General features: G+C 61.7%; 14 protein-coding genes and 2 pseudogenes. 9 read left to right on the plus strand and 7 right to left on the minus strand.

What is annotated here, in order from left to right:
- Together AC3ZU9_RS29945 and AC3ZU9_RS29950 are read left to right on the plus strand one after the other, a co-directional pair.
- Positions 1–899, plus strand: a pseudogene (locus tag AC3ZU9_RS29945) (molecular chaperone HtpG); the annotation flags it as partial.
- 66 nt (positions 900–965) lie between these two features.
- Positions 966–1,694, plus strand: coding sequence for a dienelactone hydrolase family protein (locus AC3ZU9_RS29950; protein ID WP_046033844.1), 729 nt, complete (start codon positions 966–968; stop codon positions 1,692–1,694).
- 98 nt (positions 1,695–1,792) lie between these two features.
- On the opposite strand, the gene AC3ZU9_RS29955 is transcribed toward AC3ZU9_RS29950, so the two are convergent.
- Entirely contained in the window at positions 1,793–2,659 is an 867-nt protein-coding gene (locus AC3ZU9_RS29955; protein WP_490091722.1) for a pirin family protein, read from the minus strand.
- Between the two features lie 64 nt (positions 2,660–2,723).
- Positions 2,724–3,140, minus strand: coding sequence for an OsmC family protein (locus tag AC3ZU9_RS29960; protein ID WP_012723101.1), 417 nt, complete (start codon positions 3,138–3,140; stop codon positions 2,724–2,726).
- A gap of 140 nt (positions 3,141–3,280) precedes the next feature.
- Here AC3ZU9_RS29960 and AC3ZU9_RS29965 point away from each other — a divergent pair, with 140 nt between their 5' ends.
- Positions 3,281–4,303 (plus strand): amidohydrolase family protein, encoded by a 1,023-nt coding sequence (locus tag AC3ZU9_RS29965; protein ID WP_102061069.1) that lies wholly within the window; start codon positions 3,281–3,283, stop codon positions 4,301–4,303.
- 160 nt (positions 4,304–4,463) lie between these two features.
- Here AC3ZU9_RS29965 and fabB read toward each other — a convergent pair whose 3' ends face one another.
- From fabB to AC3ZU9_RS29990, 5 genes are all read right to left on the minus strand, one after another.
- Entirely contained in the window at positions 4,464–5,684 is a 1,221-nt protein-coding gene (gene fabB / locus AC3ZU9_RS29970; protein ID WP_122809761.1) for a beta-ketoacyl-ACP synthase I, read from the minus strand.
- An 11-nt stretch (positions 5,685–5,695) separates the two neighbouring features.
- Entirely contained in the window at positions 5,696–6,211 is a 516-nt protein-coding gene (gene fabA / locus AC3ZU9_RS29975) for a 3-hydroxyacyl-[acyl-carrier-protein] dehydratase FabA (protein ID WP_010211704.1), read from the minus strand.
- Between the two features lie 249 nt (positions 6,212–6,460).
- On the minus strand, positions 6,461–8,362 hold the full coding sequence (locus tag AC3ZU9_RS29980; RefSeq protein WP_012723104.1) for an ATP-binding protein: 1,902 nt from the start codon (positions 8,360–8,362) through the stop codon (positions 6,461–6,463).
- The gene (locus tag AC3ZU9_RS29985; protein WP_043205034.1) at positions 8,359–9,288 is read right to left on the minus strand and encodes an ABC transporter substrate-binding protein; all 930 of its coding nucleotides are present in this window, start codon (positions 9,286–9,288) and stop codon (positions 8,359–8,361) included. Before AC3ZU9_RS29985 ends, AC3ZU9_RS29980 begins: the two co-directional genes overlap by 4 nt.
- 1 nt (position 9,289) lies before the next feature.
- Positions 9,290–11,410, minus strand: a complete 2,121-nt coding sequence (locus tag AC3ZU9_RS29990) for a TonB-dependent receptor plug domain-containing protein (protein WP_012723106.1) — start codon at positions 11,408–11,410, stop codon at positions 9,290–9,292.
- A gap of 195 nt (positions 11,411–11,605) precedes the next feature.
- On the opposite strand from AC3ZU9_RS29990, the gene AC3ZU9_RS29995 reads away from it, so the two are divergent.
- The 6 genes and pseudogenes from AC3ZU9_RS29995 to AC3ZU9_RS30020 all read left to right on the plus strand — a co-directional run.
- Positions 11,606–12,631, plus strand: a complete 1,026-nt coding sequence (locus AC3ZU9_RS29995) for an NAD(P)H-dependent glycerol-3-phosphate dehydrogenase (protein ID WP_012723107.1) — start codon at positions 11,606–11,608, stop codon at positions 12,629–12,631.
- 10 nt (positions 12,632–12,641) lie between these two features.
- Positions 12,642–12,989, plus strand: a complete 348-nt coding sequence (locus AC3ZU9_RS30000) for a DUF4389 domain-containing protein (protein ID WP_012723108.1) — start codon at positions 12,642–12,644, stop codon at positions 12,987–12,989.
- Positions 12,986–13,435 (plus strand): phosphohistidine phosphatase SixA, encoded by a 450-nt coding sequence (gene sixA, locus AC3ZU9_RS30005; protein ID WP_046033841.1) that lies wholly within the window; start codon positions 12,986–12,988, stop codon positions 13,433–13,435. Before AC3ZU9_RS30000 ends, sixA begins: the two co-directional genes overlap by 4 nt.
- A gap of 85 nt (positions 13,436–13,520) precedes the next feature.
- A complete protein-coding gene (locus tag AC3ZU9_RS30010; protein WP_093546162.1) occupies positions 13,521–15,170 on the plus strand; it encodes an AMP-binding protein in 1,650 nt (549 codons plus the stop codon).
- 30 nt (positions 15,171–15,200) lie between these two features.
- Positions 15,201–15,644, plus strand: coding sequence for a hotdog fold thioesterase (locus AC3ZU9_RS30015; RefSeq protein ID WP_490091723.1), 444 nt, complete (start codon positions 15,201–15,203; stop codon positions 15,642–15,644).
- Between the two features lie 97 nt (positions 15,645–15,741).
- Positions 15,742–15,940, plus strand: a pseudogene (locus AC3ZU9_RS30020) (alpha/beta fold hydrolase); the annotation flags it as partial.

Below are 15,940 nucleotides of genomic sequence, written 5' to 3' on the forward strand. Positions count from 1 at the left end.
TGTCGCTGAACGTGTCGCGGGAAATCCTGCAGAAAGACCCGATCATCGACTCCATGAAGTCGGCGCTGACCAAGCGCGTGCTCGACATGCTGGAAAAACTGGCGAAGAACGAGCCTGAGCAATACAAGGGCTTCTGGAAAAACTTCGGCCAGGTCATGAAAGAAGGCCCGGCGGAAGATTTTGCCAACAAGGAAAAAATCGCCGGCCTGCTGCGGTTTGCCTCCACCCAGGGTGACGATGGCGAGCAGGTGGTGTCCCTGGCCGAGTACCTGGCGCGCGCCAAGGAAGGTCAGGACAAGATCTACTACCTCACCGGCGAAACCTACGCACAGGTCAAGAACAGCCCGCACCTGGAAGTCTTCCGCAAGAAAGGCATCGAAGTGCTGCTGCTGACCGACCGTATCGATGAGTGGCTGATGAGCTATCTCAACGAATTCGACGGCAAGTCCTTCGTCGACGTGGCCCGTGGTGACCTGGACCTGGGCAACCTGGACTCCGAAGAAGAGAAGAAAGAAGCCGAAGAAGTCGCCAAGTCCAAAGAAGGCCTGGTCGAGCGGATCAAGGCTTCCCTGGGCGATGCCGTCAGCGAAGTGCGGGTCTCCCACCGCCTGACCGATTCCCCGGCGATTTTGGCCATCGGCGAGCAGGACCTGGGTATGCAGATGCGCCAGATCCTTGAAGCCAGCGGTCAGAAGGTGCCGGATTCCAAGCCGATCTTCGAATTCAACCCGGCTCACCCGCTGATCGAGAAACTCGACGGTGAGCAGAGCGAAGAGCGTTTTGGCGACCTGTCGCACATCCTCTTCGACCAGGCGGCCCTGGCCGCTGGTGACAGCCTCAAAGATCCGGCCGCGTATGTGCGCCGACTGAACAAGCTGTTGGTTGAACTGTCGGTCTAACAGCGTTGTAGAAAAACCCGCTTCGGCGGGTTTTTTCGTTCTACTGCACCTCAACTGGAGAAAATGATGAGCCAAGTCACTGTGCGTTCCGTGGTCTATCAGATTGATGGCCAGTCCTATGAAAGCCGCCTGGCGTTCGATGCCAGCCACAAGGGTCCGCTGCCGGGCCTGTTGATGGCGCCGAATTGGATGGGGGTGAGTGCGGGTGCCGAAGAGATCGCCAAGCGCGTGGCGAGCAACGGCTATGTGGTGTTGATCGCCGACCTGTACGGGCAGACTGTGCGTCCGTCGAACGGCGATGAAGCCGGTGCGGCGATGATGCCGTTGAAGGATGATCGCGCGTTGCTGAACAAGCGCATGCAGGCGGCCTTTGAGCAACTGCAGGGCCAGACTGAGGCAGCGGTTGATACGTCCAAGCTGGCGACTTTTGGTTTCTGCTTCGGCGGTTGCTGCTCCCTGGAGCTGGCGCGTACCGGTGCACCGCTCAAGGCGGCCATCTCGTTCCACGGTACCCTCGACACGCCTAACCCGGCGGATGCGAAGAACATCAAGGGCTCAGTGCTGGTGCTGCACGGTGCCTCGGACCCCTTGGTGCCGAAAGAGCAACTGCCGGCGTTTGAAGATGAAATGAACGCGGCCGGTGTGGATTGGCAATTGCTGAGCTACGGCGGCGCGGTGCACTCCTTCACCGACCCGGATGCGAATGTGCCGGGCAAGATGATGTACGACGCGAAGACTGCTGAGCGGGCCTTCCGGTCGATGCATAACTTGTTGGATGAAGTGTTCAAGGGCTAAATCTCTAGCGCTTGTTCGGGCCTCATCGCAGGCAAGCCAGCTCCTACAGTTTGATTTGTGAACACAGTCGAAAGTGGGAGCTGGCTTGCCTGCGATAGCTATCTCACAGGCAACTCAATTCTTTCAGATTCACCCGGCACCGTCGGCCAATCCCCAGCCGCCCAGCGCTGCCTGGCCTGCTCGATCACCGCCGGATCACTCGCGACAAAATTCCAATTGATCCGCCGTGGCCCATCCAGCGCCGCGCCACCAATCAAGACCAGGTGACAATCGGTATCGGCAGACAACGTCATCTCCCGTTCGGCCGGCAACACCACCAGGCTGTGCACCTCTAGCGCCTCACCGTCCAACTGAGCCTCGCCCTCCAGCACATACACCGCACGTTCCTCATGCTCATCCGGGATCAGCAGCGTGGTGGCCGTTTGCATTTGCACCTCGGCATACAAGGTGGGCGAGAGCACCGGCACCGGCGATTTGAGGCAAAAACCGTCGCCCGCGATCAGGCGGATCTGCACGCCCAGGTTGTCGCTCACCGGCAGGCTCGCGGCCGGGTGATGACTGTAGTGGCCTGGCCCGGTCTCGTGGTCCTTGGGTGAGGCCAGCCACACTTGCAGCCCATGCAGGCTGAAACCATGGGTCCTGATCGCCTCGGGTGTACGCTCGACGTGGGCAATCGCGCTGCCGGCGGTCATCCAGCTGACGTCGCCCGCCTGCACCACCTGGTCCGAGCCCAAGCTGTCCTTGTGCTGCAATACCCCTTCGAACAGGTACGTCAGCGTGGACAGCCCGATATGCGGATGTTGGCGGATATTCATGCCATCGCCCGGTGCATAGCGGGTGAGCAGCATATGGTCGAAAAACACAAAAGGCCCGACGCTGCGGCATTCCCGTGATGGCAGCGGGCGCAGGATCGGTTGGCCTTCGACGTCTTCGGCGCGAGGGCGAATCACGGTGAGGGTGTTCATGGTGCGTCCCAGTCTGAGCGGGTTGGAGAGTGCTGAGCATAACCCGCTCGACGGGAGGTTGCCGCTATTGACTGAAGGCGCCTTCCGACAGTTGAGTGTCGATGCTGATTTCGGCAGTGGTCATCAGCTTGTGCACGGGGCAGCGGTCGGCCACGCGGTGCAGCTCATCGCGTTGCTCATCGGTGAGCACACCTTTAAGGGTCAGCTTGACGTTGAGTTTGTATTTGCCCTTCTGCTCCTCGGCGGCGTCGTGGGTGACCTCCACGGTGACACCGGTGAGCGGGATATCTTTCTTCTGGGCGTAGAGCTTGAGGGTCAGGGCCTTGCACGACGCCAGGGCGGCATCGAAGTAGTCATGGGGGGAGGGCGCCGAATCGTCACCGCCCAGGCTTTTGGGCAGGTCGGTAAACAACTCATGGTTGTTGATGTTGACGCTGTGGCGAAAGTTGTCCTGGTTCAGGGTGTTCACGGTAACAGGCATGGCAAACCTCACAGGGGGGCAGGATGAAGGTCATGCAGTTATAGAGCATGCTGGCACTTCAGTGTTCCACGTTTTTTGGGGGATGAACCGCGGCACGCCGCGCAAGGTCTACCCGTATCAGCCCTTATCGAGGTTTTACCGTGCCCTGGACTCGCCTGACTCTTGCCCTGTTGCTCGCCGCCGGCAGCCTTGCCGCGCAGGCCCGCGACTATGCCTACAGCGACGCGCACCTGCATTACGTGGATTTCTTCCAGGAAACGGCGGGCATGGACAAGCTGCTCAAGGCCATGGCCGACAACCGCATCGAGCACGTGATGATTTCCGGCATTCCAGTGGCGAAGAAATGGCACGAAGACGAACCCAAGCGCCCACGCTATTACGCCGGTGACGACGCCGATGCCTACTGGTACAGCGCAACCGATGTGATCGTGGCCGCAGCGGTCAACAAACTGACCCCTGAGCAGCGCCAGCGTTTTCACCCGTTTCTGTCGGGCTTTAACCCCAACGACAAGAACTCCGATGCCCATATCCAGCGCATGCTCGACCTCAACCCTGGGCTGTGGCAGGGCATCGGCGAAGTTTTCACGCGCCATGATGACCTGACGGCTATCACTGCGGGCGACACCCCACGCGCCAATAACGAAGCCATGACCCGCATCTATCACTTGGCGGCGGAGAACGACCTGCCGGTGATGCTGCACTCCAACATCACCTCCAAGCGCGAGCGCAACCCGCTGTACCTGGCGGAAGTGGAGGAGCCGCTGCGCAACCATCCCCACACCCGCTTCATTTGGGCGCATGCCGGCACCAGCAAGGAGATCCACCGCCATCAGGTGCGGATGGACTTTTTGTTGCCCACCTTGAGCCGCATGCTGGAGGCCTATCCGAACCTGTATATCGACCTGTCCTGGAGCATGCTCACGCCGTACTTGCTGGATGATGGGGGTCAGCCGCGCCCGGAGTGGGTAAAGCTGGTAGAGCGCTTTCCAGAGCGCTTCATGCTGGGCTCTGACGTAGTAGGGCGCTTCAACAAGCTGGGTAAGGAAATGCGCCGCTTTGACCCTTTTCTGGATGCCTTGCCCGAGGACGTTGCGCAAAAAGTCGCGCGGGACAACTTCTTGGCCATCCTGCCTAAAGCGGCGCGCGAGGGTGCGGCACGTTGATATCGCGTTTTGGTCTTGCGCAAAAGCGCATTAACCTTGCGCCTGTAGGTCCATCGTGCCCCCAGGCGTTGGCGCAGAACGAACAGAAACTCACCGACATCAACACGCATAAAAAAGCCCCGAACCAGTCGGGGCTTTTCATGTGATCAACCTGCGGGGTTTATTTACCCTGCCAGCGTTTCAGCACCAAGGTAGCGTTAGTGCCACCAAAGCCGAAGCTGTTGCTCATCACGGTGTCGATTTTTGCGTTTTCAACGGTTTTGGTCAGGATCGGCATATCAGCCACAACCGGATCAATCTCGTCGATGTTGGCCGAACCGGCCATGAAGTTGCCTTCCATCATCAGCAGGCAGTAGATCGCTTCGTGAACGCCAGCGGCGCCCAGGGAGTGACCGGACAGGCTCTTGGTGGAGCTGATGGCCGGAGCCTTGTCGCCGAACACCGCACGCACGCCTTCCATTTCCTTGGCATCGCCGACCGGAGTCGAGGTGCCGTGGGTGTTCAGGTAGTCGATTGGGGTGTCCACGGTGGACATGGCCATCTGCATGCAACGGATGGCGCCTTCACCGCTTGGGGCAACCATGTCGTAGCCATCGGAGGTCGCGCCGTAGCCGACGATTTCCGCGTAGATCTTGGCACCACGGGCCAGAGCGTGTTCCAGCTCCTCGACGACCACCATGCCGCCACCGCCGGCGATGACGAAACCGTCACGCTTGGCGTCGTAGGCGCGGGAGGCTTTTTCCGGGATTTCGTTGTATTGGGTAGACAGTGCGCCCATGGCGTCGAACAGGAACGACTGGCTCCAATGCTCTTCTTCACCGCCGCCGGCGAACACGATGTCCTGCTTGCCCAGCTGGATCTGCTCAACGGCAGTCCCGATGCAGTGAGCACTGGTGGCGCACGCGGAGGAGATCGAGTAGTTCACGCCCTTGATTGCAAACGGCGTGGCCAGGCAGGCGGAAACGGTGCTGCCCATGGTCCGCGTTACACGGTACGGGCCAACGCGCTTCACGCCTTTTTCGCGCAGGATGTCCAGCGCTTCCATCTGGTTCAGGGTGGATGCGCCGCCGGAACCGGCGATGAGGCCGGTGCGTACGTTCGATACCTGGTCTTCGCTCAGGCCGGAGTCGGCGATTGCGTCTTTCATCGCCAGGTAGGCGTAGGCGGCAGCGTGGCCGACGAAGCGATAGATCTTGCGATCGATCAGCTCTTCGAGGGGCAGGTCGATGGAGCCGGAAACCTGGCTACGCAGACCCATTTCGGCATATTCCGGGTTGAAGCGGATGCCAGGGCGACTTGCACGCAGGTTAGCGGTGACGGTCTCTTTGTCATTGCCCAGGCAAGAAACGATGCCCAGACCAGTGATAACGACGCGGCGCATGCGGATAACCCTTAAAAGTTGTCAGTGGAAGTGAATACGCCGACCCGAAGGCCTTCGGCAGTATAGATCTCGCGACCGTCGACGCTCACCGAACCATCGGCGATGGCCAGGTTCAGCTTGCCCTTGAGGACGCGCTTGATTTGAATGTTATAGGTGACTTTCTTGGCGGTCGGCAGGACCTGGCCAAAGAACTTCACTTCGCCCGAACCCAGGGCGCGGCCGCGGCCCGGCAGGCCTTGCCAGCCTAGGAAGAAACCGACCAGCTGCCACATGGCGTCAAGGCCCAGGCAGCCTGGCATCACAGGGTCGCCTTCGAAATGGCAAGCGAAGAACCACAGGTCCGGGGTGATATCCAGCTCGGCGACCAATTCACCTTTGCCGTACTTGCCACCCTCTTCACTGATATGGGTGATGCGATCCACCATCAGCATGTTGGGGGCGGGCAGTTGCGCGTTACCTGGGCCGAACAGCTCACCGCGACTGCAGCGCAGCAGGTCTTCCCGAGTAAAGGCGTTTTGTTTGGTCATGCGAGCTCCTCAATAATCCCATGCGGCAGGGTAGGGCAAATCTTCCCGAACCGAATGAAGCGTTCATGCCTCATGTCGGCAGCCTACACATAGACTATTGCGTTGTAGTGAAAGTCACAGCGGCAAGGTACTGAATGTACACTTGTTCACTGAAATTTTAAACCGGGCCTGTTTATGGGCCCGTTCGGGTGCCTAAGACTGCCGCACTTTCGTCTTTCACGCCAGTCGGAGTTGGCTGATGGCGCGGCGCTATTGCACCCAGCGCTGTAGGATTTGCTGCAAATCCGTGCGTTTGAACGGCTTGGCCAGGTAATCGTTCATTCCCGCCGCCAGACAGGCTTCACGGTCACCCTGCAAGGCGTTGGCCGTCAGGGCGATGATGGGCAGGTCGGCGCAACCCGGCAGCTGACGAATCTGTCGGGTGGCCTCGTAACCATCGATCAACGGCAGCCGGCAATCCATCAGGATCGCCGTGAAAATCAGGCTCTCGGCGCTGCGGATCGCCTCGGCACCGTCGGTGGCCAGGCTCACTTCAAAGCCCAGGCTGCGTAGCATGGCTTCGACCACCGTACGGTTGACGGGGTTGTCTTCCACCAGCAGCACATGGCGGCCATTGCCGGCGCTGGCTTTGCCGTCGGTATCGGCAGCGACGGCGGGGACGCTGTGCTGGTCGATGGCCAGGGGGATTTCCAGGGTGAACACCGAGCCGCGGCTTTCCTCGCTTTGGGCGCGCAGCGTGCCGCCCATGCGTTCAGCCAGGGTACGGGCGATGGGCAGGCCCAGCCCGGTGCCGCCGTAACGTCTTGAAATGGAACTGTCGGCCTGCTGGAACGCATCGAACATCAATTCCAGGCGGTCGGCGGAAATCCCGATGCCGCTGTCACGCACGGTGCAGGTGAACCACACCAGGTCATGGTCGAGGGTTTGCCAGTGCGGCTCGACGCTGACGCTGCCGTTCTCGGTGAACTTCAATGCATTGCCGATCAGGTTCACCAGGATCTGGCGGATCCGCGTCGGGTCACCCTGCACCCGCAAGGCGTCCATTCCTTGCGGAATCGACAGCTGCAGCGCCAGCCCACGCTGCTGGGCGCTGTGCTGGAACGCCTGGGCGCAGCTGTTGATCAGGTCTGCCAGGTTGAACGGAATATGCTCCAGTTCCAGCGCGGCGCGCTCGATACGCGAGAAGTCGAGGATGTCGTTGATGACCTTGAGCAAGTGTTCGGTGGATTCGGAGGCGAGCGCCGCGTATTCGCTCTGCTCCTCGGTCATCTCGGTGGTTTCCATTAACTGCAACATGCCGAGCACGCCGTTCATGGGCGTGCGCAGCTCATGACTCATCATCGCCAGGAAATCCGACTTGGCGTTGTTGGCGCGCTCGGCCTCTTCGCGGGTCTGGATCAACTGGGCCATGGCCTGTTGCTGCTCGCGACTGGCCTGGTTGAGGCCTTCGGCGAGGTTGTTGATATGCCGCGACAGGTCGCCCAGCTCCGAGTCATCCACGATGGGCAGTGGCGTCTTGTAGTCGCCCTGCTGGATGGCCTTGACCGCGTTGCCCATGGCACTGATCGGCTGTGACAGGCTGGCGGCCAGGCGCCGGGCGAGCAGGAAGGTGAACAACAGGGCGAACAGCGCCAGGATGCCGGCCTTGAACAGGATCTCCTGCTGACGCTGGCTGAACGCATCGTTGGACATGCCGACGATCACCCGGCCCAGGTAGTCCGCACGCGGTGCCTTGGATTCGTTGAGGTTGTCCTGGAAAAAGTCATTGCCCAACTGGATGTGTTGCAGGCGGATCGGTGCCTGGAAGACTTTTACCGACAGCGAGCGGTCGTGCTTTTCCGACGGTTGTTCGACATACACCAGGATGTTTTCGCTGCTGTCCTGGATCTCCAGGAAGCGCACATGGGGCGTGGCCAATGTGGCGCGCAACAGGCTGTCGAGCACATCGTTGTTGCCGGATATCACCCCGTACTCGGTGGCGGGCGCCAGTTGGTTGGCGATCAGTTGGCCGGTGTGGTCCAGTTCCTGGCGCAGGTCCTGGATACGCACGAAGGTGAAGAAGCTGATCAACAGCAACGTCAGCAACAGCGCCGGTCCCAGGGTGATGAGCTGGGTGCGGGTGTTGATGTCCCAACGACGACGCAAGGTCATGGGCGTTTTTCTCCTTCGGCCAATCGCAGGGCGACGTTGGCTTCGTCTACCTGTTCGATCCCCAATGAGCGCGCAACCTGCGGGTTGCCCACGACTTTGAAATGTTCCGGGTACAGCGAGTGCGGCCAGTTCGTCGGCGCAAGGTCCAGCAGGCGGTCGAGTACCGCCAGCCAGTCGGTCTGGTCGCTGTAGGTGCTGGCCAGGCTGCCTGCGCGTACAAATCCGGCATTCGGCCCCACCAGCGGTAATTGCTGGGCGTAGCTGCTCAGCAGCAGGTTCTTCGCGGTTTTCGGGTTGTACAGCTGCGGGTCATCGAGGCCGAGCAGCACGTCACTGTTCCTGAACAAGGTTTGCAGTGGCCGGCTGTCGCTGGTGTTGTCCCAGCGCTGCGGCACGATCTCCAGGCCGAGGGGCTTGGCGTGCTGGCGCAGTTCGGGCAGGAGGAATTCACTGTCGGCACTGTAGAGCACGCCGATGCGCCGCGCTTGGGGCAGGATGGCGGCGATCAGCCGCAGTTGGCGCTCCTGCGCAGGGTCGCTCCACAATAAGCTGATGCGTGGGTGCTGCGTTGTGCCCAGGCGTTGGTGCGCCTGCAGCCGACTGATGCGCAGTACCAGGGTCGGCGGCCCTTGGGTGTCTTGCAGGCGCCAGTCGAGGCCGGGCAGGTCCAGCAGGATCAAGCGCGTGCTCGCAGGCAGGCGGCTGGGCGCCGGCAAGTCGTTGAGGGGCGTGAAGGTGACGTGGTCTTCGGGGCGTTGCTGGGCCAGGGCCTGGGCAAAAGCCTGCACGCCTGCGCCGTCTTCGGCGGCGGTCAGCAGGATGTCGGCGCTCCAGGCCGGCGCGGCCCATAGCAGGCAGGCCAGCAGCACAGCGCGGCGCCAGAGCGAAGTGATAAATAAGCAGGTCATCCGTGACGAGTCGCCCATGTCAGAACTCTAACTCCGCGCTGAAGTAGAGCACATGGCGATGGTCATAATTGTTATCGGCCCACGTAGTGGGCTGGTTATCGAGGCGTTGTTGCAACATGCCGGCCAGCTCCACGTTGGCTTTGCCCAGGGCAATGCGCTTGGCCACCCGCAGGTCGACCCGTTCGAAGCGATATTGGTTGAGCGCGTCATCGCCGTAGTAGAACAGCGCACTGGACCAGCCCTGGCCCCATTCGCGCAACCAGCCGGCGGAGCCACTGTTACGTGCGGTTTGCGCTTTGTCCAAAGGGTTGCTGGTAGTGGCGTCGACGTAAGCATAGGTGAGCCGCAGGCGGTCGGCATTGCTGACGCGCCAGTCGAACTGCGATTCGGCGCCGGTAAACCGCGAGCTGTTGGCGTTGCTGGCGATGTACTGGTTATTGCGCAGCGGCGAACTGATCATGTCGGTGATTTCGTCGTAGAACAGTTTCACGTCCATGTTCAGCCCGATGTCGGCAAAGAAACCGTTGTACCCCAGTTCCCGTGACTTCATCAGCTCTTTATCGAGGTTGCCCGGGCCACGGGTCTTTACGAAGTATTGCCCGGTGGTCTGCCCATAGGCGGGTGAGCTGAGGTTGGTGACGCGGTAGCTCCAGTTGACGTTGTTCTCAAACATGTCCGGCGAGCGGATGGCCTCGGAATACACCGCGCGCAGGCCGTGGCGCGGGTTGATCAGGTAGTTGACCGCCACTCGCGGTGTCAGCGAGTTGCCGCTCAGGTGGGTGTCCTCATACATCGCGCCGCCTTGCAGCAGCCAGTGTTCGCTGGCGCGCCATTCCATCTGGCCGAACAAACGCCAGGTGGTGTCGTCCAGGGTGCCATTGAAATAGGTGTCGGAGTCGGCGCGGTCATAGCGGTAGTTCATGCCGCTGACCAGACGCAGGCTGTCGGACAGGCTGAGGGTGTCTTGAATCTCCAGGTCGTAGCGGCTTTCGCGGGTGCTCTGGTCGATGTCACCGCACACGCTCTGGTTGGCGCCGTTGCGCCATTGGTTCAATACCTGGTTGGCCAGGGCCTGCTCGGCGGCGCTGCCCGGTGGCGCGCTGCCCTGGCTGTAGGTGTCCATATGCCGGGCGAGCAGCTCGGCGTAGTTGGGGTTCAACTGCCACAACTGGGTCAGCTCAGGGCTGAACGAGACCTTGGCATCACAGGCCTTCCAGATTTGCCGGCGGTCCCATTGCTGGGCCGAGCCCTGGATATACAGGCTGTGGTCAGGGTTGAAGTCGACATTCCAACGCAGGGAGCCGGCGTAGTCCTTGGCCGTGACGTCGGAATTGTTGCCGCCTTCGGTAATTCCGGCAAATACCGGACTGTAGGTATAAGGACGCTGGTTGGTGCCTTCCTTCGCATCCAGTTGCCAGTCGAGGCTTTGTTGGGTGTTCAGCATCTGGCTGACCGCCAGGCTGAAGCGGTTGAGGCGGCGGCCGTCACGGCGGTCGGCGCCCGCGGCATCGCTGTCGAAGCCGTCGTCCTGTTGCCCGGAGAGGGACAGGCGCAAGTCGCCGGTTTCCCAGCCCACGCCCTGGCTGGCATAGAAGTCATTGATGCCGCGCTCGCCACGCACCACCTTGACCCGCGTACCGTGGCTGTTGGCCGGTGAGCGCGTAAGGATGTTCACCACCGCCATCAAGGCATTGGCGCCGTAGCTGACGGTGTTGGGGCCGCGGAAGACTTCGATGCGCTCGATATCTTCCATGGCCACCGGAATGTCACTCCAGTCCACAGTGGCCAGGCCTGCGCGGTACACCGAACGGCCGTCGATCAACACCTGCATGCGCCGCGCGTCGCTGGCACTGGTGCCGTGGTAGTTCACCGCCGCCTGGTTGCCGGTGGTGTAGCCGACCATCATCCCCGGTACCAGGCGCAGCAACTCACTGATGTCCCGCGCACCGCTGGCCTTGATCAGCTCGCTGTCGATCACGGTCATGCTGCCGGGCACGGCGGCGGCCGATTGCTTGAGGCGCGTGGCGGTCAGCACTTGCGGCAGCGGTTGGCTGTCGAGGAACAGGTCGTCGGCCAGCACCGGTGCGCTGCACAACAACATCAACCATAGGGATGAACGAGGAGGAGGGCCCAAATACACGGCGCAGCCTTGATAATTACGGATAGCCGCCCATGTTAACTGAGGTGGGGCCTTTTGCCAGTCGCCCGACTTGCAATTACTTCATGTAAGCGTGGCGTTTTCCGACAAACGCACGAATTGCTAGGGGGGCTGGCCGCAAGCGGGTCGGCCCGTATAATGCCGCCATCGCCACTGGTATGGATTAACGGATTGCATATGACTGAACAGCGCCCTATCGCGGTCCTGGGAGGCGGAAGTTTTGGTACCGCCGTGGCTAACCTGCTGGCCGAGAACGGTCACGCTGTGCGCCAATGGATGCGCGATCCCGAGCAGGCCGAGGCCATTCGGGTGCACCGGGAAAATCCGCGTTACCTCAAAGGCATCAAGATTCATCCGGCAGTCGAGCCTGTTACCGACCTGCTGGAAACCCTTACGGCCTGTGATCTGTGCTTCGTCGCGCTGCCGTCCAGCGCGTTGCGCTCGGTGCTGGCGCCCCACGCCGAACGCCTGGCGGGCAAGCTGCTGGTCAGCCTGACCAAGGGCATCGAGGCGCAGACCTTCAAACTGATGAGCGAAATCCTCGAAGAGATCGCGCCCCAGGCGCGCATTGGCGTGCTGTCCGGGCCCAACCTGGCACGCGAAGTCGCCGAGCACGCGCTGACCGCCACGGTGGTCGCCAGTGAAGACGAAGAGCTGTGCGAGCGCGTCCAGGCCGTGCTGCATGGCCGTACCTTCCGCGTCTACGCCAGCAGCGACCGCTTTGGCGTCGAGTTGGGCGGTGCGCTGAAAAACGTCTACGCGATCATTGCCGGCATGGCCGTGGCGCTGGGCATGGGCGAAAATACCAAAAGCATGCTGATCACCCGCGCCTTGGCGGAGATGACCCGCTTTGCGGTGAACCAGGGCGCCAACCCGATGACCTTCCTGGGTCTGGCGGGCGTGGGCGACTTGATCGTCACCTGCTCCTCGCCGAAAAGCCGCAACTATCAGGTCGGCTTTGCCCTCGGCCAGGGCCTGAGCCTGGAAGACGCGGTCACGCGCCTGGGCGAAGTGGCCGAAGGCGTCAACACCCTCAAGGTGCTCAAGGCCAAGGCCCAGGAAGTCGGGGTGTACATGCCGCTGGTCGCCGGGTTGCACGCGATCCTGTTTGAAGGGCGCACCTTGAACCAAGTCATCGAGCTGCTGATGCGCGCCGAGCCGAAAACCGATGTCGACTTTATTTCCACCAGTGGTTTCAACTGAGGAACGCGTCATGAACGATCCGAAAGCAGCCCCCAAGTACGAGTCCATTGCCCTGCGCATCCTGTGGATGCTGGTGTTTGCCCTGGTGTGGCAGGTGGCGCAGTTCCTGCTCGGCGCGCTGGTGGTGGTGCAGTTGGTTTACAGATTGATCTATGGCGCACCGAACCTGGGGCTGATGAACTTCGGCGACAGCCTCAGCCAGTTCCTCGCACAGATCGGCCGTTTCGGCAGCTTCCACTCCGAACAGAAACCGTGGCCGTTCGCCGACTGGCCGACCCCGCGCGCGCCGGAGGGCGAAGCTGCCCACAGCGTGCCGCCGGCGCCGCACCCGGTCCGTGACGAAGAGCCGAAGCTATGAAGGTGTGGATACTGCGCCACGGTGAGGCCGAAGGGCATGCGCGCACCGACGCCGAGCGCAACCTCACCGAGCATGGCCGCGCCGAAGTATTGCGCAGTGCTGCGCAGCTGATGGGCCAGCCCCTCAGCGCGATCATCGCCAGCCCCTATGTGCGGGCGCAGCAGACCGCGCAACTGGTGCGCGAGGTGCTGGGGTTCGAACCGGAGGTTCGCACGGTGCCGTGGCTCACCCCCGAGGGCAACCCGCTGCAGGTGCTGGACAAGCTCGACACCGATGACAACGTGCTGCTGGTCAGCCACCAGCCGCTGGTGGGCAACCTGATCAGCTTTTTGCAGCATGGCCATCAGCGTCAGCCACAGCCGATGCACACCGCCAGCCTGGCGGAACTGGAGGGGGATTTCCCGCTGGCGGGGCTGATGAGCCTGGTCAGCGTAAAAAACCCTTAGGCTGGATCGCTGCTTTGTGTGTGCTATATAGTCAACCAAGCAAGTGCTTGGTTGGCTATTGTCGGACCACAAAGGAGCGCGTCCCATGCCCGTCGCTTTTCGTTTGCCGTTGCAGGTCTTCTTCGAACGTGAAGCGCGTCATCCGCGCCAAACCTTCCTGGTCCAGCCCTCTGGCGGCGGCGAGGTGCAGCCCCTCACCTGGGGTGAGGTCGGCCACCAGGCCCGTTGCGCCGCGCACTGGCTACGGGCCCGCGAGTTGCCCCAGGGCTCGCACATTGCCCTGATCTCGAAAAACTGTGCCCACTGGATCATCGCCGACCTGGCCATCTGGATGGCCGGGCACGTCTCAGTGCCGCTGTACCCTAACCTCACCGCCGACTCCGTTGCCCATGTGCTGACCCATTCCGAGGCGGCGCTGGTGTTTATCGGCAAACTCGACGACTGGCCCGCGATGGCGCCTGGCGTGCCGTCCAATGTCCCGACCATCAGCTTGCCGCTGTGCCCGACCGGCACGTTCGATTTCAGCTGGGCTGACCTGCAAGCCTGTTCGCCGATCCAGGACGAGCCGCTGCTGGCCGCTACGGACCTGGCCACCATCATCTACACCTCCGGCACGACCGGCCTGCCCAAGGGCGTGATGCACAGCTTCGGCGCGCTGGGGTTTGCCGCCACCCGTGGCACCGAGCTGTTCGGGTTGGGGGAGGGCGACCGGCTACTGTCGTACTTGCCGCTGTGTCATGTGGCGGAGCGCATGTTTGTAGAAATGGCGGCGATCTACACCGGGCAAACGGTGTTTTTCGCCGAAAGCCTGGACACGTTTCTGACCGATCTGCGTAGGGCGCGTCCGACCGCCCTGTTTGGTGTGCCGCGTATCTGGACCAAATTCCAGATGGGCGTCTACGCCAAAATCCCCGAGAAGCGCCTGGACACCCTGCTGCGCCTGCCTTTCATCGGCAAGCGGGTGGGCCACAAGGTGCTCGCCGGCCTGGGCCTGGACGCGTTGCGCATTGCCCTGTCGGGTGCGGCGCCGGTGCCCGAGGCGCTGCTGCGCTGGTATCAACGCCTGGGCCTGGATGTGCTGGAGGTGTACGGCATGACCGAAAGTTGCGGCTACTCCCACGTGTGCCGCCCCGGCCAGCAGACCCTCGGCTGGATCGGCCTGCCGTGCCCCGGCGTGGAAGTACGTATCGACCCCGAAGGCGAAGTCCAGGTGCGCAGCGGTGCGACTATGCTCGGTTACTACAAAGACCCGCAGAAAACCGCCGAGACGATTACCGCCGATGGTTTTCTGCGCACCGGCGACAAGGGCGAACAGGATGCCGATGGTCGCCTGCGCCTGACCGGGCGGCTCAAGGAAATCTTCAAGACCAGCAAAGGTAAATACGTGGCGCCGGCGCCGATTGAAAACCGCTTGGCCGAACATGCGCGTATCGAGCAGGTGTGCGTAGTGGGGGATGGGCTGCCCGCGCCGATAGGGTTGTGCGTGTTATCGGCGGTGAGCGAGGACCCGCACGCACTGCGCAGCAGCCTTGAGCGTTGGCTGGCACAGGTCAACCAGGCGCTGGATAAGCATGAACGCCTGCGCCAACTGGTGGTGGTGAAAGACAACTGGGCGGTGGAGAACGGCTTCCTGACCCCGACCTTGAAGATCAAGCGCAACGTGATCGAATTGACTTACGGTGCACAATTCCAGGCATGGAGCGAGCGTTCCGAAACCGTTCTGTGGCAGGATTAGGGTCATCATAAAACCAACAAGGATAACGGCATGAGCCTCTGGCGTACCCAACCGAATATCGACCAACTCAATGCGGCCCAGAAAAACACCATCGGTGAACTGTTGGATATCCGCTTTGAAAGCTTCGACGACGACTCCCTGACCGCCAGCATGGTGGTCGATCATCGCACCCACCAGCCCTACGGCCTGCTGCACGGCGGCGCGTCGGTGGTGTTGGCCGAGAGCGTCGGCTCCATGGCGGCCTACCTGTGCATCGACGCCAGCAAGTTCTATTGCGTGGGGCTGGAGGTCAACGCCAACCACCTGCGCGGTGTGCGCAGCGGGCGTGTAACGGCGGTGGCTAAGGCGATCCACATTGGCCGCACCACCCAGGTCTGGGACATCCGCTTGACCAGTGATGATGGCAAAACCAGCTGCGTGTCGCGCCTGACCATGGCCGTGGTGCCGCTGGGCGACACCCCACCGGCGCGATAGGCGTGGCGTGAGTGTCATCATTCCTGGCAGTTACAGTCATTGCTGTGTACGTCGGGCATGGTGACAATCAATCTCTGTTTTAGTAGATGGATCCGGTATGTCGCAGCATGTGTTTTTTGCCCACGCCAATGGTTTCCCTTCGGCCACCTACGGCAAGTTGTTTGCCGCCCTGGCGCCGGAATACGCAGTGGCTCACCTGCCGCAACACGGTCACGACCCCAGGTTTCCGGTGGACGATAACTGGCAGAACCTGGTGGACGAACTGATCCATCATCTGGAGCAGCAACCGGCACCGG

Source organism: Pseudomonas sp. A39 (assembly GCF_058145955.1).